Source organism: Chryseobacterium metallicongregator (assembly GCF_031324065.1).
Lineage (GTDB): Bacteria > Bacteroidota > Bacteroidia > Flavobacteriales > Weeksellaceae > Chryseobacterium > Chryseobacterium metallicongregator.
In genome coordinates, this window is record NZ_JAVIXS010000020.1 from 915,785 (window position 1) to 939,634 (window position 23,850).

General features: G+C 36.6%; 21 protein-coding genes. 5 read left to right on the forward strand and 16 right to left on the reverse strand.

All coding sequences use genetic code 11. The features are described 5' to 3' along the window. Positions 1 to 83 precede the first annotated feature (83 nt). From gldG to kbl, 5 genes are all read right to left on the reverse strand, one after another. The gene (gene gldG, locus REB14_RS22105; protein WP_079241076.1) at positions 84 to 1,754 is read right to left on the reverse strand and encodes a gliding motility-associated ABC transporter substrate-binding protein GldG; all 1,671 of its coding nucleotides are present in this window, start codon (positions 1,752 to 1,754) and stop codon (positions 84 to 86) included. A gap of 4 nt (positions 1,755 to 1,758) precedes the next feature. After that, positions 1,759 to 2,487 carry an ABC transporter permease gene (locus REB14_RS22110; protein ID WP_309523310.1) on the reverse strand — a complete coding sequence of 243 codons (729 nt, stop codon included), beginning with the start codon at positions 2,485 to 2,487 and terminating at the stop codon, positions 1,759 to 1,761. Between the two features lie 59 nt (positions 2,488 to 2,546). Next, positions 2,547 to 3,098 carry a CopD family protein gene (locus tag REB14_RS22115; RefSeq protein WP_079241075.1) on the reverse strand — a complete coding sequence of 184 codons (552 nt, stop codon included), beginning with the start codon at positions 3,096 to 3,098 and terminating at the stop codon, positions 2,547 to 2,549. Between the two features lie 215 nt (positions 3,099 to 3,313). Further along, positions 3,314 to 3,841, reverse strand: coding sequence for a hypothetical protein (locus REB14_RS22120; protein ID WP_309523311.1), 528 nt, complete (start codon positions 3,839 to 3,841; stop codon positions 3,314 to 3,316). Between the two features lie 244 nt (positions 3,842 to 4,085). Then, positions 4,086 to 5,282 (reverse strand): glycine C-acetyltransferase, encoded by a 1,197-nt coding sequence (gene kbl / locus REB14_RS22125; protein WP_079241073.1) that lies wholly within the window; start codon positions 5,280 to 5,282, stop codon positions 4,086 to 4,088. 158 nt (positions 5,283 to 5,440) lie between these two features. On the opposite strand from kbl, the gene REB14_RS22130 reads away from it, so the two are divergent. After that, a complete protein-coding gene (locus REB14_RS22130) occupies positions 5,441 to 6,319 on the forward strand; it encodes a cupin-like domain-containing protein (protein ID WP_309523312.1) in 879 nt (292 codons plus the stop codon). A 68-nt stretch (positions 6,320 to 6,387) separates the two neighbouring features. Here the strand turns inward: REB14_RS22130 and REB14_RS22135 are convergent, their stop codons facing one another. The 9 genes from REB14_RS22135 to REB14_RS22175 all read right to left on the reverse strand — a co-directional run bounded on the left by REB14_RS22135 (position 6,388) and on the right by REB14_RS22175 (position 18,814). Further along, positions 6,388 to 8,319, reverse strand: coding sequence for a M1 family metallopeptidase (locus REB14_RS22135; RefSeq protein ID WP_309523313.1), 1,932 nt, complete (start codon positions 8,317 to 8,319; stop codon positions 6,388 to 6,390). Between the two features lie 83 nt (positions 8,320 to 8,402). Further along, entirely contained in the window at positions 8,403 to 9,872 is a 1,470-nt protein-coding gene (gene dacB / locus REB14_RS22140; protein WP_309523314.1) for a D-alanyl-D-alanine carboxypeptidase/D-alanyl-D-alanine endopeptidase, read from the reverse strand. Between the two features lie 161 nt (positions 9,873 to 10,033). Further along, the gene (gene priA / locus REB14_RS22145; protein WP_309523315.1) at positions 10,034 to 12,481 is read right to left on the reverse strand and encodes a replication restart helicase PriA; all 2,448 of its coding nucleotides are present in this window, start codon (positions 12,479 to 12,481) and stop codon (positions 10,034 to 10,036) included. 9 nt (positions 12,482 to 12,490) lie between these two features. Further along, positions 12,491 to 12,616, reverse strand: coding sequence for a hypothetical protein (locus tag REB14_RS22150; protein WP_309523316.1), 126 nt, complete (start codon positions 12,614 to 12,616; stop codon positions 12,491 to 12,493). Between the two features lie 138 nt (positions 12,617 to 12,754). Then, positions 12,755 to 13,663 carry an AEC family transporter gene (locus REB14_RS22155; RefSeq protein WP_309523317.1) on the reverse strand — a complete coding sequence of 303 codons (909 nt, stop codon included), beginning with the start codon at positions 13,661 to 13,663 and terminating at the stop codon, positions 12,755 to 12,757. A gap of 226 nt (positions 13,664 to 13,889) precedes the next feature. Then, the gene (locus tag REB14_RS22160; RefSeq protein WP_309523318.1) at positions 13,890 to 16,358 is read right to left on the reverse strand and encodes a beta-mannosidase; all 2,469 of its coding nucleotides are present in this window, start codon (positions 16,356 to 16,358) and stop codon (positions 13,890 to 13,892) included. A 125-nt stretch (positions 16,359 to 16,483) separates the two neighbouring features. Next, positions 16,484 to 17,146, reverse strand: a complete 663-nt coding sequence (locus REB14_RS22165) for a copper homeostasis protein CutC (RefSeq protein ID WP_079241066.1) — start codon at positions 17,144 to 17,146, stop codon at positions 16,484 to 16,486. Between the two features lie 18 nt (positions 17,147 to 17,164). Next, on the reverse strand, positions 17,165 to 17,707 hold the full coding sequence (locus tag REB14_RS22170; RefSeq protein WP_309523319.1) for a hypothetical protein: 543 nt from the start codon (positions 17,705 to 17,707) through the stop codon (positions 17,165 to 17,167). A 111-nt stretch (positions 17,708 to 17,818) separates the two neighbouring features. Beyond that, positions 17,819 to 18,814 carry an isoaspartyl peptidase/L-asparaginase family protein gene (locus tag REB14_RS22175; RefSeq protein ID WP_079241064.1) on the reverse strand — a complete coding sequence of 332 codons (996 nt, stop codon included), beginning with the start codon at positions 18,812 to 18,814 and terminating at the stop codon, positions 17,819 to 17,821. A gap of 128 nt (positions 18,815 to 18,942) precedes the next feature. Between REB14_RS22175 and REB14_RS22180 the strand changes: the two genes are divergently transcribed. The 4 genes from REB14_RS22180 (at position 18,943) to REB14_RS22195 (ending at position 22,706) form a co-directional block, all read left to right on the forward strand. Beyond that, a complete protein-coding gene (locus REB14_RS22180) occupies positions 18,943 to 19,542 on the forward strand; it encodes a Crp/Fnr family transcriptional regulator (RefSeq protein ID WP_079241063.1) in 600 nt (199 codons plus the stop codon). A 232-nt stretch (positions 19,543 to 19,774) separates the two neighbouring features. Continuing rightward, positions 19,775 to 20,140, forward strand: a complete 366-nt coding sequence (locus REB14_RS22185) for a DUF3302 domain-containing protein (protein WP_079241062.1) — start codon at positions 19,775 to 19,777, stop codon at positions 20,138 to 20,140. A 6-nt stretch (positions 20,141 to 20,146) separates the two neighbouring features. Continuing rightward, entirely contained in the window at positions 20,147 to 21,304 is a 1,158-nt protein-coding gene (locus REB14_RS22190) for an HlyD family secretion protein (protein WP_079241061.1), read from the forward strand. A 1-nt stretch (position 21,305) separates the two neighbouring features. Next, a complete protein-coding gene (locus REB14_RS22195) occupies positions 21,306 to 22,706 on the forward strand; it encodes a TolC family protein (protein WP_079241060.1) in 1,401 nt (466 codons plus the stop codon). A 53-nt stretch (positions 22,707 to 22,759) separates the two neighbouring features. On the opposite strand, the gene REB14_RS22200 is transcribed toward REB14_RS22195, so the two are convergent. After that, a complete protein-coding gene (locus REB14_RS22200) occupies positions 22,760 to 23,248 on the reverse strand; it encodes a DUF6691 family protein (RefSeq protein ID WP_079241059.1) in 489 nt (162 codons plus the stop codon). Positions 23,249 to 23,275: 27 nt separating this feature from the next. Then, on the reverse strand, positions 23,276 to 23,839 hold the full coding sequence (locus tag REB14_RS22205; protein WP_309523320.1) for a YeeE/YedE family protein: 564 nt from the start codon (positions 23,837 to 23,839) through the stop codon (positions 23,276 to 23,278). Positions 23,840 to 23,850: the final 11 nt, after the last annotated feature.

Sequence of the window (23,850 nt, forward strand, 5' to 3'; positions counted from 1 at the left end):
TAAACTAAAATATAGGTATATTTCATCAATAAAAAGTCAAAATAAAAATTCCGGAAGAAAATCTTCCGGAATTTTTTTATAGTTTATCCAAATTTCTTTTTCCTTAACCAGAAGAACAATCCTCCGATAAGGCCGATAATAGCCAATGGAAGCAGTAAATTAATCCACTGCCAGGTGGATTTCTCTTCGGTGATTCTTTGTCTGTCAAGAAGTCTTTCTTCAATGTTTCGGTTTCTCAGTTCCATCAGATTGCTGTCATCTAACAGATAATCCAGCGCATTTCTAAGGAATTGTTCGTTTCCAAACTGTTCATTCGTCAACAGATCAACTCCTAGCGGAAGTGGTTTTCCTTTGATCACTTTATTTCTCCCTACATCTCCGTCTGCAATCACAATCATTTTGTTTTGCGGACTGGATGCTTTGAATCCAGGGTATGATTTTCTTTCAATTCTCGATGCATAAGCAGAATTAAACTTTCCTTCCAACGCAACAGCGAAGATCTTTGGTGTACTTGGTTTTTCCATTTGTCCAAGACTGTCTACACTTGCAATTTCTTTCAGGTCAACATAGTTCGGAACCTGTTTCAGTAATGTTCTTTCACTGGATTCGAAAAGAACTTTTGTTTTGATATTCTTTCTCCCTCCTAGTGTATCGATAGAAGTTGGGAATTCAAATTTTACAGGATTGATATTTTTTGTGATTGGATTATTATTTTCAGCAATTCCAAGCGGATAATAAGGCCAAGGTAAGCTTGTGTACTGAGGATTTCCACTCACTTCTCCTGTAACCAGTCTTAAAAGAGCAAACTTTTTCACATCTTTTACCAAAGCAGGATTGATTCTTATCCCGTAATTGAAAAAGAAATCTGTCATGTTGATATCTACCGGGAAAGGCATTACTTTCTTGGATCTTGTTAACGTATCCATTTCAGCATTTACCGCATCTATCATCCAAAGGGTTTTCCCTCCGTTCATGATGTACTGGTCCAGAATTACTTTTTCATTATCTGTAAAAGCTTTTCTCGGTTTTGCAATCACCAAAGCACTCATCTGTTTCAATAGCGGAATATCTTCCACTGAAAGCTCTGTCTGATTTTTAGGAATAATAGGTCCTGCATCATAGTTTTCCATGGCAAGCTGTACAAATCCCTGGAACTCGTCCGGATTCAATTCATCGTGGTTGACCAGAATTCCGATTTTCTTTCTCTTGGCTGCTGCAATATTTTTAATATTGGAAACAAGATTATACTCCAGTCCTTCAATAGATCTTGTTAACTGCTGATCGGCATCAATGCCGGCCTGTTGTACCACTAAAGGAATAGAAACGCCATCATTTCCGTGTTTAATCACCGCATAAGGGAAAAGGGTGATTTGTGAGATTTTCCCGTCTTTTACATCCGGAAGAATAGACGGCTGCATTCCCATTGCCATCAGAGTGTCCTGAGACATTTTTGTTTTAATGGGATCGATGAATTTAAAATCAATCTTCGGATTAATTTTTCTGAATTCTTCCAGCATGAATTTCGTTTCGCTTTGCAGCTGTTTGAAACTTGCAGGAAAGTCTCCTTCTAGGTACACTTCAACCGTCAGAGGCTTTTTAACAGACTCTAATACTTTGATGGTGTTATCAGAAAGGGTATATCTTTTTTCTTTTGTTAAGTCTAATCTGATTCCCGAATAGGTCAGGATAATCACTAAAGGAACAATTACAATTAAGAAAATTCCCAGTGGAGATTTAGCATTGAACTTCTTCATAATTCTACTTCTTTTTGTTAATAAAATGATTAGACAATACTAATGAAGCTCCGATAACAAGTACAAAATAAGCTACATCTTTAAAATCAACAAGCCCTCTTGTAAAGCCTAAGAAATGCTGATAGAAACCTATATTCTGAAGGATAAAGTCCGCCCCTCCCAATAGTTTATAGCTCGCCAGCTGCTCAATTCCAAAATACATAATGAAGCACATGAAAACACCCAGCAGATAAGCCATAATCTGATTCTGTGATAATGATGAAGCCAGAATTCCTACTGCTGAAAAAGCAGCAATTAAGATCATCAGTCCAATATAACTTCCGAAAGTCATCCCCAAGTCAATATTTCCTGCAGGAACTCCCAAAACATAAACTGTATAAAGATAAATTAATGATGGAATAAGGCATAAAATCCCAACAATCCATACGGAAAGAAATTTTCCCGCTACCAGTTCTGAAACCTTTAACGGTTGTGAGAAAAGCCAGTTTAATGTTCCGGTTTGCTGTTCTTCCGCAAAAGTTTTCATGGAAAGTGCCGGAATGATAAACATCAACAGCCATGGAACCAATACGAAATAGCTCTGAAGCGAGGCCATTCCGATCTCAAAAATATTAGAATCGTTGTCGAAAAAGAACAGGAAAAGGGTTGCTATCAAACTGAAAGCGGCAATGATCACCCATGCACTCCAGTTTCCAAAGTAACTCCAAAGTTCTTTCTTTAAAATTGCAATCATAGTTTTTTTGTAAGATGTAAAAAGGATGCATGTTTTAAGACATACGCCCTACTCTACAATTATTTGTTTTTTTTATTTTTATTAACCAGTTTCACTGTCATCATGATCAGCAATACAAGAACGAAAAATCCTGCAATTAATTGCCACCAGTATTCGATCACCATTGATTTTAATATAACGGTAAATACCACCAGAAACAGAATGAATGTTGCAATTTCATTCGCCTGTCTCAGTTTGATATTGGCAATCGGCAGTGTATCTCCATGTAATTCTTTTAAATGAAGGACTTTTTTCCAGCACCAGTAATGGTAAACGGCAAGCCCGATCAGGAAGGTCAGTTTCAAATGAAACCACGGCATTTTCATCAGCCCGGTATTTAAAAAGATCATGACTAATCCGCAAACTGCCATGATTATCCCCGCAGGAACGGTGATAATATTCCACAGCCTTCTGGCCATAAAAGTGTACTGCTCTCTCAGAATTTTCTTTTTTTCTTCCGGAAATTCATCGGTATCTTTATAATAAACGAAAATCCTCACGAGATAAAAAATTCCCGCAAAGTAGCTTACCATGAAGATAATATGTAAAGCTTTGATGACGGTATACAGCATCCTAAAAATTTGTTTGCAAAGATAGTTTATTTCGGAAAAAAAGAGAATTTAATCTAAAATCTTTAGCTTAAAATAATAAAGATTCAATATTTTTTAGAATTTGAAAATAATTTTCATATCAACATTAAAATTAAAACCCAAATTAGAACCTTGCCGATTGGAATGATAATCAAAAGGAACACCATCTACAGGAGCATATTCTTCTTCTTTTCCTGTTATATTAGTATAAGAAACATTTTTTGTCTGATACCAAAGCCAATTTTAGGCATAAAGCCAAACCATGAAGACTCTTTATGAAGCAAAATGCTGTAGTTAATATTTACTCCATATTTGGTTCTTTTATAATCTGCTGAACTAAAAGAATAATAAACATCATTTTCGTCATAATATTTTCCTGAAATATTTTTTCCTGTTTGATTTAAATAGAAAACTTCTGCTGATACAAAGTGTTTTAATCTTGATTGAGGCGCCAAGCTGTAAAAAACTTCCGGTCTTATCTCAAAAATCCTGTTTTCCCCTTCAAAATTACCATTATTTACGGGAATTATTTTGTCGGTTCCATAGGCCAATTCGCTTCCAATCCACCATCTTTCATTTATTTTCCGCATATACCCTACATTATAGCGTTGGTCGCGAAAAGGAGCAAAAGCACTTACGGTAAATATTGATTTATAATCATCAGATTGAGCATAAAATGTATTGAAAAAGCTAAAAAAAACAAAAAGAAGTAAATATTTTTTCACAAAATGGTTATTAGAATTAGTGTTTCAAATATATTATATTATCATTTATTCAGCAATAGTATTTTTTTAACTACAATTATTTAATTATTAAAAGAAATAGGATCAATCATTTTAAAATTGGTGTGTTTTTAATGTATTTCAATTTTTTTATTGTCAATACTTCCAATCCCCCTGAATAAAAAAACAGGATTTCTCTGAATATAAGAAATCCTGTTTTTTATTCTACAAAAGTAGATTTTTTATCTTAAGAGATCACTCCTAATTCTTTTCCAACTTTTTCAAAAGCAGCAATGGCTTTATCCAAATGTTCTTTAGTGTGAGCAGCTGATAATTGTACTCTGATTCTTGCTTTTCCTTTCGGTACTACAGGATAGAAGAATCCGATTACATAAATCCCTTCATCCATAAGCTTTTCAGCCATTTTCTGTGAAAGTGGTGCATCATAAAGCATTACCGGAACAATGGCAGCATCTCCATCAGGAATATCGAAACCTTTTGCTTTCATTTCCGTTCTGAAATATTCTGCATTCTCCATTACTTTATCACGAAGAGAAGTATCATCAGAAATCATATCCAATACTTTCAAAGCAGCTCCTACGATACCAGGAGCCAGAGAGTTGGAGAATAAATAAGGTCTTGAACGCTGTCTCAGCATATCAATGATCTCTTTTTTACCGGAAGTAAATCCTCCTAAAGCTCCTCCTAAAGCTTTTCCTAAAGTAGAAGTGATGATATCTACTCTACCCATTACTTCATTAGCTTCGTGAGTTCCACGGCCAGTTTTCCCAATGAAACCTGTAGCGTGAGAATCATCTACCATTACCAAAGCATCATATTTGTCTGCAAGGTCACAAACACCTTTTAAATCTGCAACAATACCGTCCATTGAGAATACTCCGTCTGTTACAATAATTTTGAAACGGTGATTCTTTTCAGAAGCTGCAATCAGTTGCGCTTCCAGATCAGCCATATTATTGTTTTTATATCTGTATCTCGCAGCTTTACAAAGACGAACACCATCAATGATTGATGCATGGTTCAGTTCATCTGAAATAATAGCATCTTCTTCTGTAAATAATGGTTCGAAAACTCCTCCGTTTGCATCAAATGCAGCAGCATAAAGGATAGTATCTTCAAGACCTAAGAAATCAGCAATTTTTTTCTCCAAATCTTTGTGAATATCCTGTGTTCCACAGATGAAACGTACAGAAGACATTCCGTATCCGTGAGACTGAATCATCTCCTGAGAAGCTTTCATCACTTCCGGATGGTTGGATAATCCCAGATAATTATTAGCACAGAAGTTCAAAAGTTTTTTTCCGTTCGCTTCTATTTCTGCACTCTGCTGAGACGTGATGATTCTTTCTCTTTTGTAAAGTCCGTCATTCTCAATATTCTGAAGTTCGTTCTGTAAATGTTGAAGGTATTTTTCAGAGATCATTTTTAGTAATTTTTTAGATGTGCTAATTTACTAAAAAGGCAGTAAAATAAAACCTTTTATAAGCTTAATTCTAAAAAATCAATTCAGGAATCAGTTTTAACACTATTAGTCTATAAATTTAGTAGGATAATATTTATATTTGTTTAAATTTTTAATGCATGAGATTAAAGCCGGTACAAAAAATAAAGACAATCAGTTCAGAAACCTTTATCAACAACCACATGAAGCCGAGAGTTCCGATTATTATTGAAGACTTTGTGCATCCGGAAAGTCCCGCTTTCAAAAAGTGGAATTATGAGTATTTCAAAGAAATCGCAGGAGATCATAGGGTAAATATCTACGGCAGCGAGCTTGATTCTCTGGACAGAGTGGCCAGTGATCCTATTGCACAATCTACATTTGCAGAATATCTTGATCTGATTCAATCCACCCCAACAGAACACAGGCTCTTCTTATTTAATTTATTAAAAATAAAACCTGAGCTTAAAAACGACATTATCTACAATGATGTTACAAATGGTAAAATACTGAAATGGCTGCCCTTTATGTTTTTTGGTGGTAAAGGTTCTGTCACCAGAAACCATATTGATATCGACATGTCGCACGTCTTCATTACACAGTTCCAGGGAATCAAAAGGATTTGGCTCTTCCCGTGGGAACAGTCTGATTTTATGTATAAACTGCCCTATAATTTCCACAGCCTGGCTCAAATTAAAAATCCCGATTATAGAAAATATCCGGCTCTACTTTACTTAAATGGTTATGAAGCCATTATCTACCCCGGAGAAACCCTCTATATTCCTTCCGGCTGGTGGCATTATATTCAATATGACACGGAAGGTTATTCCATATCGGTAAGGGCACTTCCCTCAAGTCCTCTTGAAAAATGGCGTGGATTTAAAAACCTGGTCATTACCAGACATTTTGATAATCTCATGCGAAAGGTATTCAAAGAAAAATGGTTTGAGTATAAAGTGAAAACGGCAAGAAAAAGAGGAGCCAGAGCAGCAAGAAAACAAAGAAGCTTTCAAATCTGAAAGCTTCTTTGTTATATGATGATTGATTTTGGTAAAAGTACTCATTCATACTTTACTGTTTGTCATTTTTAATGTTTGATAAATTTAATATTCTTTTCATCAATCGTAATGAAATAAGCTCCGGGAACCAATTCTGCTATTCCAATCGCTTTCCCTGGCTGATACGTTCCTTTTCCAACCAGTTTTCCGTCTATTGCATGAATCGTAAAATCTACAGCTTTGTTAATACCTTTCAGATTAATTTCATTTTTGGCAGGGTTCGGATACAAACCAAAACCTTCTTTCTCAACAGAAGAAACACTTAACGTATTATCCTGAATCACCGTAGAATTTTTCTCAATAATCTGGTAGTCATAATTAAACTGAACACTTGCAATCGGGAATGTTACTGATTGTAAAAAGCTTTGATTATTGGATGTATTATTAAGGACAAAATAAGCAGTCTGCCCGGAAGTCCCTGTCACTTTAATAGGTAAAGGCATTTCAAAAAAGCTAACGTTAGCGCTGCTTTGCGTCTGGGTAACTTTAAATAAAGCCTGATTTCCGCCCTGCATCCACTTGATGGTGTAAGTAGGATATCCTTCACCATAAACCCAGTCATTGAAAAATTCTGTAAAGTCTGTTCCCGTAGACTGAAGCAAAGAAGCATTAAAATCAGCAGTACGAGCATAGCTGTAGGCAAGGTTCGGTCTTGCATGATAGTCTTTAAGTGCCTGATAAAATGCAGCGTCACCTAAAATCCACTTCAGCATTCTCAATACATATCCTCCTTTAGCGTAAGACAATCTGCTGTCAAATATTCTGTTGATGCTGGAAAGTCCGGAATCCGGGACATACACAGTTCCTGTTGTACTTGCGGTAATGTAGCTGGACTGACCTTGTAAGTAATTCAAAAATTCAGTATTGTTCATCAATAGTTTTTCATTGGCAAGGTGCTCTCCAAAAGTTGCAAAACCTTCGTTCAGCCAGATATCATTCCATGCGCTACAGGTTACTTTATCTCCAAACCACTGGTGAGTAAGCTCATGAGCAATCAACTGCTTGCTCCATCCACCCATGGAAGACATCGTCTGATGCTCCATTCCTCCACCATACATGAATTCCATATGTCCGTATTTTTCATTACGAAAAGGATAAGTTCCAAAATAGGTTTCAAAAGTATCCATTACCTGCTTTGTCCAGTTAATATTCGCAATGCTCGTTGGATTTGAATTTGTGGACGGATAGATATAGTTCACAAAAGGAAACGGAGGATTTCCAATGGTATCAGTAAGTTTAACAAAATTTGTAATCGACAGTGCGATCAGATAAGCTGGTGTAGGATACATTGTTCTCCAGAAAGTAAGTTTGGTACTTCCTGTAGGAAAAGTTTCAGACATCAGTTTTCCATTAGCGGCTACACTATAATTGGATGGCGTTGTAATTTTAAAATCAAATCTTTCAATTTTATCATTCAAACTCTGCTTTGTGGGAAACCAATCTTGTGCTCCGTAAGGTTCATTCAAAGTAGAAAGTACCGGAGTTCCGCTCTGAAGAGCAGTTTTGAATGCATCATTACTTGTAGATGGCGCACCTGCATAATAAATAGTAAGAGAGTCTAGTGTATTGGCAGGAATGGAAGCCGGAAAATCAATTTTCAGTTCTTTTGAAGGAAGCTGCTGAAAGCTTGTAATGTTGGTTCCATGATATTTCACCTGAGAAACCGTTAAAGAATTGGAAAGATCAAAATAAATACTTCCCATATTTTGGTTAGGCCTAAAGTGAGAAGTCACTGATCCGGCGATGTTATATACCGCAGGATCCAGGTTCACATCCATTCTCTGATACTGCAAGTCGTAATTCAGCGTATTGGGATTCGTATTCCCGATGTTCATTTTTTGAGTGAAGGATTTTTTCTCTTTTTCGATGAGTCCCTTCATATCAATGTTTTGTTCTTGCTTCTGGCTATAGAACTGTTGGGAAAATAGAAATCCCAACACCAAAAGGTACAATTTTGTCATGTTTAGAAAAATTTAATCAAATATAAAAAAAACCTTTTAATCAATGATTAAAAGGCTGTTATAATATATAAAATAAAAAATTTTTAAAGATCTAATGCAGGTTCAAGAATTTTCTCCATTCTTTTCTTCACCATGTCTACCGATCCGGAATAGTTATTCACCATTAAAGAGAAAACCAATGTTTTTCCTGAATTTGTTTTCAGATAACCGGCTAATGTTTTTACTTTATTCAAAGTTCCTGTTTTAGCAAAAACCTGTCCGTTTCCTCCAATATTGAACATTCTTTTTAAAGTTCCGGATTGTCCTCCGATCGGTAAAGAAGTCAGATAAGATCTGTAATATTTCTGATCCATCAGAGAAGTAAGAAACTTCACCTGAGAAATGGGAGTTACATTATTACTTCTTGAAAGTCCGCTTCCATCGATATAGTTAAGACCAATCATATCAAAACCGGCATCCTTCAGGTGATTCGTCACCACCATTCTTCCGGATTCTGAAGTCTGATCACCCATTTTCTGATATCCTACCGTTCTCAGCAAAGCTTCTGCCAATGAATTGTCACTGTGCTGATTGGTATAATAAATAATATCATTTAAAGTTGGGGACTTATACGCTGAAAGCATTTTTCTGTTTTCCGGTGCTGCATCTGTCATTTTCGGAGTTACTTTTCCGGTAACAGGAATTCCGCTTTTTACCAGTGTTGTTCTGAAAGAGTTGGCAAGATAAGCCGGAGCATCAGGAAGTTTGGTTGTTAAAGCTCCGTTTCCTTCGTATTTATCAGCATATACCATCTGATGATTGTAAGGAGAAACGTAGAAGAACTTCTTTTCTGTAGAGAAACCACCTTTTTTAACGATCAGTTTTTCGTTGGCCGGGTTGATATCGCGGGTACTTCCTGCAGGCAGATAATAATTATTGTTTTCCAACCATACAACATTTTCCGGAAGCACTGAAATATTGCCTTTGAAAAGCGCTGTCTGAATGATAATATCACCATTTACCTTTTTGATTCCCTCTCTTGAAATACCGCCTACGAAATCTGAAATAATATCTCTATACGATGCTGCACCAGCTTTGTTGGTTCCCAAAGAAGGATCACCGCTTCCTATTACATAAAGATTTCCATTCAACACTCCATTTTCATCTATCGTTCCTGAGTACTCCAGCTGAGTCATCCAACGGTAGTTTTCACCCAGCATATTTAATGCCGTTTCCGTTGTAAGCAGTTTGGTAGTAGAAGCAGGTACTAAAGGAGTATTTTCGTTATACGAAGAAATTACTTTCTTCGTTTTCGGATCATACACTACGAATCCCCAGGTTGCATTTTTCAGCACAGGATCCGCCATCATTGTGTTTACATTAATGTCTACCAGTTCTTTTGCTGACAAAACAGTTTTCTCCACCATCGTACTAACGGGTGACGGCAGGTTTAAACTGCTTTTCTGATTGTCATAATTCTGAGAATAAAGAACGGTAGAAACGGTAGATTGAGCCAGGAAAAGACCAGAAGCCAACACCGCCGCACTTGAAATATATTTTCTGAAATTTACCATCTATCTTCTTTTTGTTCTATAGTTTTGACTCTATAAAAAATGACAGGTTAAATCATCCAATAAAAGAGCCAAACACTTAATCAACGTCCAAAAGTAGAAATTATTGTCATATAACGGACCACCGACCCGTTATAAAAGAGTGTAAAGTTTGTTAAAAATTGTTAAAAATCAACAAAAACATCTTTTTTAATGCTTTGATACGCAGTGATTTCATCAAATTCTTTCAAACTTATCAAAACCATGTTTTTGAATTTCTCATAGTTTTTCCCACGGGGAAGCTTCAGCATAATCTGGAACTGATAGAGATTATTAAGCCTTGCAATCTGAGCTCTTTCAGGGCCTAAAACACAGTCTTCCGGAAGATATTTTCTAAGGATAGAACCCAGAAACTGAGAAGCACGGTCTACTTTATCTTCTTTTCTGTGTTTCATTTCAATCATGATCAGCTTAGTGAAAGGCGGATAATGGAATTTCTGACGCTCTGTAAGGATATATTTATAGATCTTCGCAGGATTATTCATCTTGATCAGCTGAAATACAGAATGATCAGGGTTAAAGGTCTGAATAAGGATTCTCCCTTTCCCGGAAACTCTCCCGGCCCTTCCTGAAACCTGTGTGATCAGTTGATACGCTCTTTCTTCCGCTCTGAAATCCTGTACATATAATAAGGAATCTGCTTTAGGAATCGTCACCAGTTCGATATGATCAAAATCCAGTCCTTTGGAAATCATCTGTGTTCCAACAATAATGTCAGTTTCTCCATCTTCAATTTTCTCGTACAATTTTTCGTAGGCGAATTTTTTACGCATGGAATCTACATCCATTCTATCTACTTCATTTTCCGGGAACAGCTTGGTAACCTCTTCATGAATCTGCTCTACCCCTACTCCTCTTTCGTTCAGCTTTTCAGAATTACATTTCGGACAGGTTCTAGGTTTTGAAGCTCTTTGTCCGCAGTAGTGGCATTTCATTTCATTGGCGGCTTTATGATAGGTCATTACCACATCACAATTGGAACAGTAGTTCACATACCCACAGCTTTCACATTCTATGACATTGGAATAGCCACGACGGTTATGGAGAACGATTGCCTGATTTTTTTCATCCACCGTTTTCTTAATTTCCTCAATAAGTTTCAAAGAGAAATTTCCTGAGACCTTTTTAGATTCCAGAGCTTCTTTAAAGTTGATCAGTTCATATTCCGGCAGACTAACACTCCCGAATCTTTCATTCAGGAAAATGTATTTCATTTTATCTTTTCGGGCTCTGTAATAGCTCTCCACAGAAGGCGTTGCTGATCCTAAAATCACTCCTGCCTGGTAAAATCCACCCAATACCAAAGAGGCATCTTTAGCATTGAAATAAGGAGAAACCTCTCTTGGTCTGTACGCAGAATCGTGTTCTTCATCTACCACAATAAGTCCCAGATTCTGATAAGGTAAAAACAATGCATTACGCGTTCCGATCAGAATACGGATATCGTTCTGCCTGATTCTTCTCCATACTTCTACCCTTTCAAAATCGGTCAGTTTCTGATGATAAAAGCCTAGCTGTCTGCCATATTTTTTTTCTAACCTTTGAGTAATCTGTTTGGTAAGAGAAATTTCCGGAAGCAAAAAGAGAACATTTTTTCCGTCACGGATGCATTCATCAATTTTCTCTAAATAAATATGAGTTTTTCCCGATGAAGTAACGCCATGAAGCAGAACATTCTTTCCTTCTTCAAAAGCCTCATCAATTTCAGATTTTGCTATTTTTTGCTGTTCGGAAAGTTCTTCAAGTTCCTCAATTTCTCCTTCATAGCTTTCTATTCTGTCTTTCTGCATGTAGTATTCCTCTACAAGCCCTTTATCTGCCAAAGGTTTGAAGTGAGAGCTTCCGAAATAACCGTCTTCAAACAGTTCCGATTTTTTAATAGGAACATCCGGATTTTCTGTCTGCTTTTCCAGAATAAGAAGAAAAAGATCTTTCTGTTTTTGTGCTCTGTTTAATTTTAAAAGAATGTCTGTAAGATTCTGATTGGCCAAAACCTCATCATTAATTCTTACATACGCTACTTCTTTAGCTTTATATTTTTCAGCAATTTTCTCATCGATTTCAATATACTGAAGATCAATAAGTGAATTGATGGTTTTAATAATATCTTTTTTAGGAATAAAAGCTTCAATATCCGTCAGATTGATCAGTTGTCGTACTTCCAAGGCCTGAACCAGATACATTTCATTAACATCCAGGTTTTCAAAATCTATGATGGCTCCTGGCTTTAATTTTAAATAGGTTTCACTTTCCAGTTTTAAAGAAGAAGGAAACGAAAACCTGTAAATTTCTCCGAGACTACATAAATAGTATTCTGAAAGCCAGTTCCAGAAATCAATCTGCTCCTGAGGAAGAATCGGCTGATCATCCAGCATGCTGATGACTTCCTTGGCTACAAAGTTTTCCGGTGCATTATCATGAAGCTCAAACACAATTCCCGTATAAATCTTTTTCCCGCCAAACGGCACGAGAACCCGCATTCCTGGTTGGATTTCAGACATCATTTCCTCAGGAACTTTATAAGTAAAAGATCCTTTCAGGTTCAGGGGTAAAACAATTTGAGCGTATTGCAAGGGAAATATTTAAAGTGTAAAATTAGATTTTTCCTGAGAGAACTGCAACTTTACAGAAATTCTTTCAGGATCTTTAATAGAAGTGGAAACTAACATGACATTCCCTACTTTATCTCTCTTTTGTCCATTCACCATTCAGATATTTTTTAACGTCTAGAATTACATTAATCAAAAACAATGATATGACAGGCTGGATTCCTGCGGAATGACAAAGCGTGTGGATAAAAGAACAACACAAATTCAGAAAGGATCGAAGAAAGGATTCATGAATGACTAAAAAAGAAGTTCCGTAATCTGATACCAGAATGCAGAGGTAAAAAATCCTACAATAATACTGACTCCGATGATCAGGTTGGTCAGTTTTGTATTCAGTCTGAATTGTTCTGCAATGATACTTGAAGTAACCAATGTTGGCATGGCTGCTTCAAATACTGTAATTTTAGCAACATCTCCTTTTATTCCGAATAATAAAGCCATACCCAGAACAATTGCTGGTGCCAGAATCAATTTATAAAGCATCGACATAGACATTTGAGGAATCAGTTTTTTCCATCCGTTGAATTTCAGCTGTAATCCGACTGAAAATAAAGCTAACGGACTTACCGTAGCGGCCAGTTTATCAAAGAAAGGTTCTGCAACGGTAAAGTCGATGAACCGCGACAATACCAAAGCGGAAATACATCCTATTAACGGAGGAAATGTCACCAATCTTTTTAAAATGAATATGGCACTTACTTTTCCTGATTTACTTCCTCCTTTTACTGCCGCAATAATTCCGAGGGTAGAAAGCGCAAAAAACATGGTCTGGTCACAGATAATGGCAATACTCAAAAGCCCTTCGCCATAAAAAGCACTGATTAAGGGAAATCCGATGAATGAAGTATTACTGTATCCGCTTGCTAATTCCAAAGTACTTCTGGACCGCCTTGAATATCCCCTGCTCTTACTGTAAAACATCATAAAGAAAAAGCAGAACACAGAAACTAAAAATGTGGCTGCAATAGGGAACAGCATCTCTGTTGTCCATTTTACTTTAGGCAGATATTTAAACGAAACTGCCGGAAGAGCAAGATAAAGAATCCAGGTATTGATACCCTTATGGGCATCGGGGTGGATAGATTTTGTTGCTTTGAATATCATTCCTGCAATGATACACACTGCAATCAGAACAAAATTTACCATAACTATAAAGAAATATAATGCAAATTTACGGCTGATTTTTGAGTTGGAAGGGTAAAATTTATATTTTTTTCGGTAGAATTTCTAATGAATCTTTTCTGCTTTAACCTTATAGGTTTTTGAAACCTATAAGATTTAGAGATCTACCTGCCGGAAATTTATAACCCGTGTCAAGGCTTTGAACCTTGACACGGGTTTAACTGCTTGAAATAATTTTTCAAAATAAATATTAATCCTTCATCACATCCCAAAGACTCATGACTTCAATTTTTTCCAAAGGTTTTGAAAGCGTAATTCTTTTTGAAGCTCCCGGCAAGAGATCAAAGAAATTATCACTGAAATGAGTATCTCCAATCAGATAGACATCTTTGGCTAAAATATCAGTTGATATTTCAATTTCAGTAGATGAAACTTTTCTGATTGTAATCTCAGGGGTTGAAAGTTTTAAATCTTTAGGCTTATTAAAAAAGAACAGTTTTTCAAATTTTGTGTCTTTTTCAGAACTGATTTTTAAAACAGCTTTAGACAAATCAAACTGACCCATTTCTGATTTACTGATACTGCGTATTTTCTTACTCACATCAGCATTGATAACCTCTGACTGATTGCTTTTCCAGAGTGTTTTCCCTTTAAAATCAATGAGTTCAAACTTAATATCTGAATTAAATTCTTTCACAAGATCACTTATCAGATAAATATTATAACTTTTATCAGTTTCAGCAATTGATATCAACACGGGTTCAAAACTTCTTTTCGCCTGATAATGGAAGGCTTTCCAGTTTCCGAGATAATCAATAGAAGACCATGAAACTACCGGCCAACAATCATTGAGCTGCCAATACAAGGTTCCCATATTATAAGGTTTTGCACGACGGTGGGCTTCAATAGCAATCTGCATTCCTCTTGCCTGTAACAGTTGTGAAACGTAATTGTATTGTATAAAATCTGTTGGAATATTATAATCACGCTTCAGGTATTCATTAATGATATCCCAGCCGCGGGCATGTTTTTCATGAGCTTTGATGGTTGAATTCTGAAGGCTTAAATCCGGAGTTCCGGAAAACATTGATTTTGTCGTTTCAAGGCTAGGTGTACCCTGAAAGCCATATTCAGACATGAAACGTCCCACTTTTTCATTGTAAATTTCAAAAGGCTGCTCACCCCACCAAACACCCCAGTAATGGGAATCTCCTTCGGTAAGACTTTCTTTGTGTCCCCAACCGATAGACGGAGAGCTTGGCCAGTATATATTTTTATCAGACTTCAGGTTTTCTGCCAATGCATTGGGAATTACCTCATGAAATAGCTTTTTATAATCTTTCCATACCTGAAGTGAATCATTTTTTGAATATTTGAACTGTTTCTGATAGCCCCAGTTAACAATCGCTTCGTCAATTTCATTATTTCCGCACCACAATGCAATAGAAGGATGATTCTGAAGTCTGTTCACCTGATCTTTTACTTCTTCTTTTACATTGTTCAGAAATGCTTCATCTGCCGGATAAAAGCTACCCGCAAACATAAAGTCCTGCCAGACCAGGATTCCGTTTTCATCGCAAGCTTTGTAAAACTCATCATCTTCATAAATTCCTCCGCCCCAGATACGGATCATATTCATATTGGCAGCTTTGGTATCTTTGATCAGTTTCTGATATTTTTCTCTGGTCATTCTTGGTGAAAAACTATCTCCGGGAATCCAGTTGGTTCCTTTAATATACAATGGCTGTCCATTCACTTTAAAGTAGAATGACTTTCCTTTTTCATCTTTTTCCTGTACCAATTCTACCGTTCTTAGGCCTATCCTGATATTTTTACCATCAATATTTTTCTGATCCTTAGAAAGTTTTACTTCGAAATCATAGAGGTTAGCTTCCCCACGGCCGTTAGGCTGCCAAAGCTTCATTCCTTTCGTTTCATAAGGAACCGAAATCGTATTGATTCCTTTTTTTAAAGATATTTTTTGGTGGATTTTATTAAGATCCAATATGTAATCACCAGCATTTTCAGCATAAATTTCTACATCAAAACGTAAATCATTAATAGCTTTAGAAGTTTTGTTCTGAATGTCTTTAACCGTAATAATTTTGGCATTATTCCAGAATTCCAATTGAACATCTTTCCATATTCCTGCAGTGACAAGCCTTGGTCCCCAATCCCAGCCAAACTGATATTGTGCTTTTCTCACAAAACTTCTTGGTGATTCCGGCATGGTAAATGGAACTTTCTTCGCTAATTCCTTTCCGGTATTTACTGCAGATTTAAACTTAATCTGAACTGTATTCCTGCCTGCTTTCAGATATTGTTTCACAGGAATAGTCCATATACGGAACATATTGTCGGTTTTCTTTAACAGTTTTCCGTTAAGATAAATTTCTGAGAATGTATCCAACCCGTGAAAAACAAGATTGATATTATCATTTTTTAATTCCTGGGTGGAAACAGTAAATGCGGTCTGATAATCCCAGTCTTCATTTTCAATCCATTGTACTTTATTTTCATTTTCATCCTGATAAGGATCGGAAATCACCTTGCTATTCATTAAATCAAGATGAACGGTTCCCGGCACTTTCGCAGCAAGCCAGTTGTGATCTTTTGAGTTTTTGAACTGCCAGTTTTCAGAAGATAAATTTCTTTGGGAAAACTGTGCTGAAATGATATTCTGTGTAAAAAGGAAAGCAAAAAGGATCGTTCTATTCATCAATAATTTTGTTTTGTATGGTAATATCAGTAGTTCTGTCATTCCGAAGCACGAAGGAATCTTCATTTTATTGGGTTAGATTCCCGCTGTGCTTTGAATAACAAACTGAGCGTATATTATTCGTTTTATTTACTCTTCAACGCAACCACTTCATCCGCATTGGCAAAAGCCCCACCATCAGTAATGGCTGAAGAATGGAAGTATCCAGCATGGGTAACAGCTCTTATCCCTTCGATATTGGATGAGCGAAGTCCACCTCCAACAAGGATTTCTATTCTTCCATCGGAAAGTTCAACCAGTTTCTTAAGATTTTCTTTTCCTTCAGATACATTCGGTTTCTGGCCGGAAGTAAGGATGGTTGTAAAACCACATTCGATTACTTTTTCCAGAGAATATTCCAGACTTGCAGCACGATCAAAAGCACGGTGAAAAGTGCATGGAAGCGGTTTTGCCAATTCGACTAAAGCTTTATTCTGTTCCATATTAATCTCATCATTTTCATCCAGAATACCGAATACAAAACCATCTGCATGTAAAGATTTTAATTGCACCAAATCATTTTTCATCTGCTCAAATTCCGAATCTGAATAAGTGAATTCTCCACCTCTTGGACGGATCATCACAAAAATCGGGATCGTAATTTTTTCACGAAGCTTCTTCATGGTTTCGAAATCCGGAGTGGTTCCGCCTTCACTGAGTCCATCACATAATTCTATTCTGTCTGCCCCATTTTCAAAAGCAATGATTGCTGATTCAGGATTAAAACAAGCTATTTCTATTTTTGACATTATATTATCTATTAATTTTTATTTTGGTTCATCCTGCAGTACATCTGCAATCAAAAAAGAACCGTTTTCTTTTATTACTTTTATCACAGAAGGATATTGAGCTTTAAAGCTATCATCTCTCAATACTACATTGAAAATATATTCATTCTTTGAAGACGACTTTAAATCGCAACTTTCAACTTCAATATTGTTCCAATCCTGGGCGGAGATAAGAAATCCTATGCCGACCCCAGCTTTATTGGTATCAAACTTAGACTTCCATTTATCCTGAAATTCCTTATCAGTAAGGCTTCCATCAACATCCAGATCAACATTTGTTGCATCAGTTTTATAATCAAAATAATCTTTTGTTGTCATCTTCTGCATATTCTTTTCTTCATTTCCAATATCAGCTTTAAAGTAGTTAACAATGCTTGTTTTCAGCCATTTTTGGGCTTCATCCGCTTCATTGGGCTCATTATGCAAAACTACTTTTTCTTGTATCTGCTGTGTTTTAATCTCCTTCTTTTCTTCCTTGCAGGCGATAATCAGAAATAAGGAAGCGATAATTGTTCTTGTCATATTTTATGTTTTGGCTAAGGCCAATAGGTATCATTGATTTGTTTAAAAAGGATTTTATCTCTGATAAAATTCATCTATAACTCTGGGCTATTTATTGCTTCTATTATACTATTATTTTAAAGCAAATTCCGGTGTTTCAAGGCGGTTTCCTTTCTGATCATAAACAGCAAAGTTGAATCCATCCTGAATACAGTAAGAACCATACTCTCCCTGCTTATTGATGGCAATAAAGCCCACCTGAATATCTTTCAGATTTTTGTTTCTTCGCTGAGCAATTTTCACGATTCTTTCTACCGCTTCCTTACAGGCTTCCTGTGGATTTCTGCCCTGTCTCATCAACTCAACCACAAGATGTGTTCCTACCGTTCTGATCACCTCTTCACCATGACCTGTTGCGGTAGCAGCTCCTACTTCATTATCTACAAATAAACCTGCTCCGATAATTGGTGAATCTCCTACTCTTCCATGCATTTTAAAAGCCATTCCACTGGTTGTACAGGCACCGGAAAGGTTCCCTTGAGCGTCTAAAGCGATCATTCCTATTGTATCATGGTTTTCAATGTTGGCAATAGGTTTATATTGACTGGTTTTTAACCATTCTTTCCATTCTTTTTCTGATTCAGGAGTGAGAAGGTTCTCTTTTTTAAAACCTTGTGAAAGGGCAAACTGTAATGCTCCATCTCCTACCAACATAACGTGAGGTGTTTTTTCCATTACCGCTCTGGCAACAGAAATAGGATTTTTAATATGTTCCAGACAGGCTACAGAACCAATATTATAATTTTCATCCATAATGCAGGCATCCAGCGTTACTCTTCCATCTCTATCCGGACGGCCTCCGTATCCTACACTCCTTTCCTTTGGATCTAATTCTACAAGACGTACTCCTTTTTCTACTGCATCCAAAGCTTTTCCACCTTTTCCAAGGATTGTCCATGCTTCTTCATTGGCTTTGAATCCGAAATTCCAGGTGGAGAGTACGATAGGTTTATTGATGATTTTTTTATTTTCAGGCAGATTTTGGGCCATCACATCTAAAGGATTAATGGTAAGTGCTGCTGTGGCAATTCCCAATTTTTTAATAAAACTTCTTCGGTTATTGTTCATTGTAAGTAAGAATTATTTAATACAAAGCAAATATCTTAAAAAAATTCGTTGAAAGTCTTATGGCTTTTTCACTATTTTTTCTTTGCTATTTTTTATTATTTTTATAATGGTTATTTTAATTAGTATTTATGTTTAAAACGTTTAGAAGAATGGATTGCTTTAAGGAATTATCAGATGAAGAAATCCAGGTCCTTGCAAGCATCAGTACTCCCAAACTTCTTCGAAAAAAAGAAAAACTGTTAGAGCCTGGTCAGCCATTTAACCATTTATTTATACTGACCAGCGGTCTTCTGAGATTTTACTTTGACGATGAAAACGGAGTTGAAATCAATACTTTTCTGCCATCAGAAAAAGAGGTTGCCTTTATGGAAAGCCCTGAATCTTATTCCCCAGAAGGCGCAAAAAAGTATACCATACAGGCTGTCATTGATTCACAAATTTTTCTTTTTAATAAAGAGAAATTTGAACAGATTGCATTTCAGCATAAAGGAATTTACAACTTATATTTAAAATCTTTAAAACAGATTATCAGTATTCTATCTGCACGCACAGAGCAGTTTTGCAGGAGTTCGCCGCTTTCCCGCTATGAAGATTTCCTGAACAGTCATCCGTTTGTCTGTCAAAATGCAAACAGAAAGTATATTGCTAATTTTCTGGGCATTACCCCAAATTCTCTTTCCCGTATTACTGCCCGTGACGTTAAAAAAAAGAATCAAAGAAAAAAATAACTTAAGAATATTTTTAATTGTTTCGTTCAGTATAATTTTGTCCGGTCAAAAAATAGTTCCTCATCAATAAAAAAAAACCAAATGAAAAAAAATATAATCATCTTCAAAGCATTACATCTTATAGAATAGTCTTTACATCTTAACAGAGTAGTATGTGATTGTCCGGGTTTTCATCCTGGTCTTCATCTGTATTTTCTTAAGTCAACATTTTATTACCATTTTATACCAATTTATGCAAAGAATAACCACCATTCTATGCCTGTTATTAGCATGCAATTTTGTGCAGGCCTCTACAGGCAATGTTGAAGACAAAATAGCCGATGGAGCATCCTGGCTAATCTTACTTGTATTGCCTATTGCAGGGATTTATCTCTTCTGGAAAGTTCATATTTACCCGGAAAAAGTAGCTGAGAAGAAAAATCATCCCCAGCTGAACGCTATCAAAAGTATGTGCCTTCTTTCTCTGGTGTTTGGTGGTCTTTTATGGCCAGTTGCCTTAATCTGGGCCAACTATGATTATGGAAACCAGACTCCTTCTGAAAAAGAAGCAGATAACAAAGATTTACCTGAAGAAGAATTCAAACCCATCGAAAATTAAAAAAAAATGCTGGAATTACTAGTTGCAATATATGCCGGAATATGCTGGCTGCTTATTAAAAAATTAAAACTGATCCCGTGGACATTCACTACACAGGTAATCGTATATTCATTGCCTATCTTCGGATCTATCGCTTTGATACTAAGTTTAAATTATTATTGCCCTATTACCTCTGATGTAAAGGTGGGAAACAGAAGTGTGGATATTACTACACAGGTTTTGGGAAAGGTGAAAAAAGTATATGTGAGTACCAACCAGGAAGTAAAAAAGGGAGATACTTTATTTATGCTTGACAGAGAGCCTTATTTACAGGAAATTAAATCCCTGGAAGCTAAGCTTAGCAGCATGAAAGCCACTGTGCATTCCTATGATGCAGATATTTCGGCTTCCCGAAAAAATATTTCTGCATTACAGTCGCAGCTTGATCTTGCCAACAAAAGAGTAGCACAATATCAGGAGCTTGTACAGGCAGGAGCAGCCAACAAATTCGATCTTGAACAGGCAATAACCAACGTCCGTGATCTACAATCCAGAATCAGTGCTGCACAATCACAACAACAGTCTTTGGAAACAAAGTCCAATGCTTCTTATGGTGGCGAAAATTCATCAGTATCAGAGATTCAGGCTAAACTGGAGCAGGCAAAATGGAATCTTTCCCAGACTATTGTTTTGGCACCTACAGACGGTGTGATTCCTAATGTTCAGCTGAATGAAGGAGCTATTATGGCCCCATTCAAATCTGCATTTGTTCTGATTCAGAAACAGCAGTCGGTCATTGGATTTTTTGCTCAGAACGAGCTTGAATCAGTAAAAAATGGAAATGAAGTAGAGCTTGCTCTTAAAACAGAACCGGGAAAAGTAGTAAAGGCTAAACTTGAATATGTAATTGATGCTACAAGCCAGGGAATCATGAATAATGCAGGAGGAATGCTGGGTGGAAATGGTTCTACTGCGGGACTACCTGATACAGCCAGACAATTACCAGAGACTGATGGAAAACTTATTGCCAAGTTTGTCCTAGAAGATAACCAGAAACAACTTACAGTGGGAGCAAGAGGAACGGCTGTGATCTATTCTGATCATATTAAACCTCTTCATCTTATCAGAAAAGTAATGGTGCGTATCAACAGTAAAATCAACTTCCTGATTCCTAAACTTCATTAACATGTATAAAAAGTTAGTTTTATTGAGCGTACTCACTGTAAGTTTAAGCTCATGCATCGGTTATAAAGAAGCTACGAAGGAAAATATAAATGAGCTGAAAGAAAAAAGTGAAATTGCTTCTCATATACAAATTCCTGATGACTGGATTTTTGACAGAAAGGCAAATTCAAAATCAATTTCCTATGACTGGATCAATGATCTTAAAACCTCACAGCTGGAAGCCTTGATTAATGAAGGAATGTCATATAATGCGGATCTGATTATTGCCAGAGAAAAGCTTAACCAGATTGAGCTGGCGATGGAGATAGCAGGAAGCGACCTTTATCCAACTGTAAGTGCTGTTGCCAATACTTCCAATAATTTGGTCAGCGGCAGTCAGGTTCAGCGTCTTGCACTAAAAGCCAATTGGGAAATTGATCTTTGGGGTAAAAATAAATCTTCACAGATGGCAAGTACCAGCAGCTATTTTTCTGCAAAACATCAGAATACACTACTGCATCAATCCATTGCAGGGATGATTGCCAAAGCTTATTTTCTGAATATTGCAGGAAACATTCAGGAAGATAAGGTTGAAGGCTATATTCAGAAGTCTAAAGATCTTGAAAAGCTCTATATCATTCAAAAGAAAGTAGGAACAGCCAATGCTCTGGATATTTCCAATATCTCTGCAGAAATTATTTCCCTGCAAGGCTATCTTGAGAAGATTAAAAATGCCAATACACAGTCCAGAAGATCTCTGGAACTTCTCACTGGAAAATATCCGGCGGGAAAACTGACGACCCAAAACTCTTTTAACCCTGTAAAAAGTAATATTCCAGAGTCTTTCCCTCTTGAACTTCTGGAGAACAGATCAGACATACAGGCCAGTCATTTTCAGATTGAAAAGGCTTTTTATGAAGTACAGGAGGCTAAAGCAGCAAGACTTCCTTCACTAAATATAAGCTCATCACTTGGGAGTGCAGGAAGTAATGTGGAATCTATTAATTCTTTATTTTCTAATCCTTTGGTAAAAGTGGGTGGAGGATTAGTTTCTCCTCTATTCAATGGTGGAAAGCTTAAAAAGAATGTGGAAGTAAAAAATTCCCAGCAGAAACAGGTTGTTGAGGAATATTCTAAAGCTGTTCTGAATGCATTGAACGAAGTGGAATCTTCTTTAGCCAATCTCCGTTCTATTGAAAAACAGATGACTTATACAACTAACGCGGTCAATGAGCTGAAAAATAATATTACACTCACTGAGAAACAAATAAAGGTAGGTACTAACAACAGTTTTGTACTGATCCGTAAACAAAGAGACCTTTTGAAAAATGAAATGAACCTCATCAATCTGGAACTTCAGTACAGAATAGAGCGCATAAACCTTTATATGGCTTTAGGTGCGGAGAACTTCATTTATTCATAATTTTATACTTGGAGAGACTGCAGATTTTTTCTGCAGTCTTTTTTTATAAGGTATTAATGAGGTAGCTTATCTCTGAAATATCCATATACCCATGTTCCAGCAATTGCACTTAACAAGGTAACGGATACTGCTAAAGCTCCTGTTCCAATCTGAGCAAAAAGAGGTCCGGGGCAGGCTCCGGTAATGGCCCAGCCAAAACCAAATATCAATCCGCCATAGATCTGACCTTTGTTAAACTTTTTAGGTGTCAGGGTGATAGATTCCCCATCAATTGTTTTTATTTTAAATTTTTTAATCAGCCACACTGAAATCATTCCTACCAAAACAGCACTTCCAATGATTCCGTACATATGGAAAGACTGCAGACGGAACATTTCCTGTATTCTGAACCAACTGATCACTTCTGCTTTCACAAAAATAATCCCGAAAATAATTCCAGCGGCAAGGTATTTCAGATTAAGATACCATGGATGGGTAGCGGTACTTTCGTATACACAAGTAGTATCCTGATGACATATATCCTGTTCTTTTTCTTTGATCATGATGTAATTCTCTTTTTTAAATTATACTTATAGAGAAAGAATAATAGGTAAAATAAGATTAGCCATTAAAAATCCACCCACCATAAAACATACTGTTGCCACCAAAGAAGGCCACTGCAGATTGGAAAGCCCCATGATTGCATGTCCGCTGGTGCATCCTCCGGCGTATCTTGTTCCAAACCCTACCAAAAATCCACCTATTACCATAATGATAAATCCTTTGAGAGTCAATAGGCTTTCAAAATTCATCAGCTGTAAAGGAACCAGATTGCTGTAGTCTGTAATTCCATAGCCTGCCAGTTCTGTTTTCAGATAGGGATTCACTGTTATTTCATTGGAGTTCACCAGAAGATGGGCTGTAATCATTCCTCCGAAGAAGATTCCCAGTACAAAAAATAGATTCCAGGCTTCTTTTTTCCAGTTGTATTTGAAAAAATTTACATTGGCAGGAATACAGGCTGCACAGATATGTCTCAGCGAAGAACTTATTCCAAAGGATTTATTTCCCATAATCAATAAAGCAGGAACGGTAAGTCCGATCAATGGGCCTGCAACATACCACGGCCAGGGTTCTTTTATAATCTCCAACATCTTTTTTATTT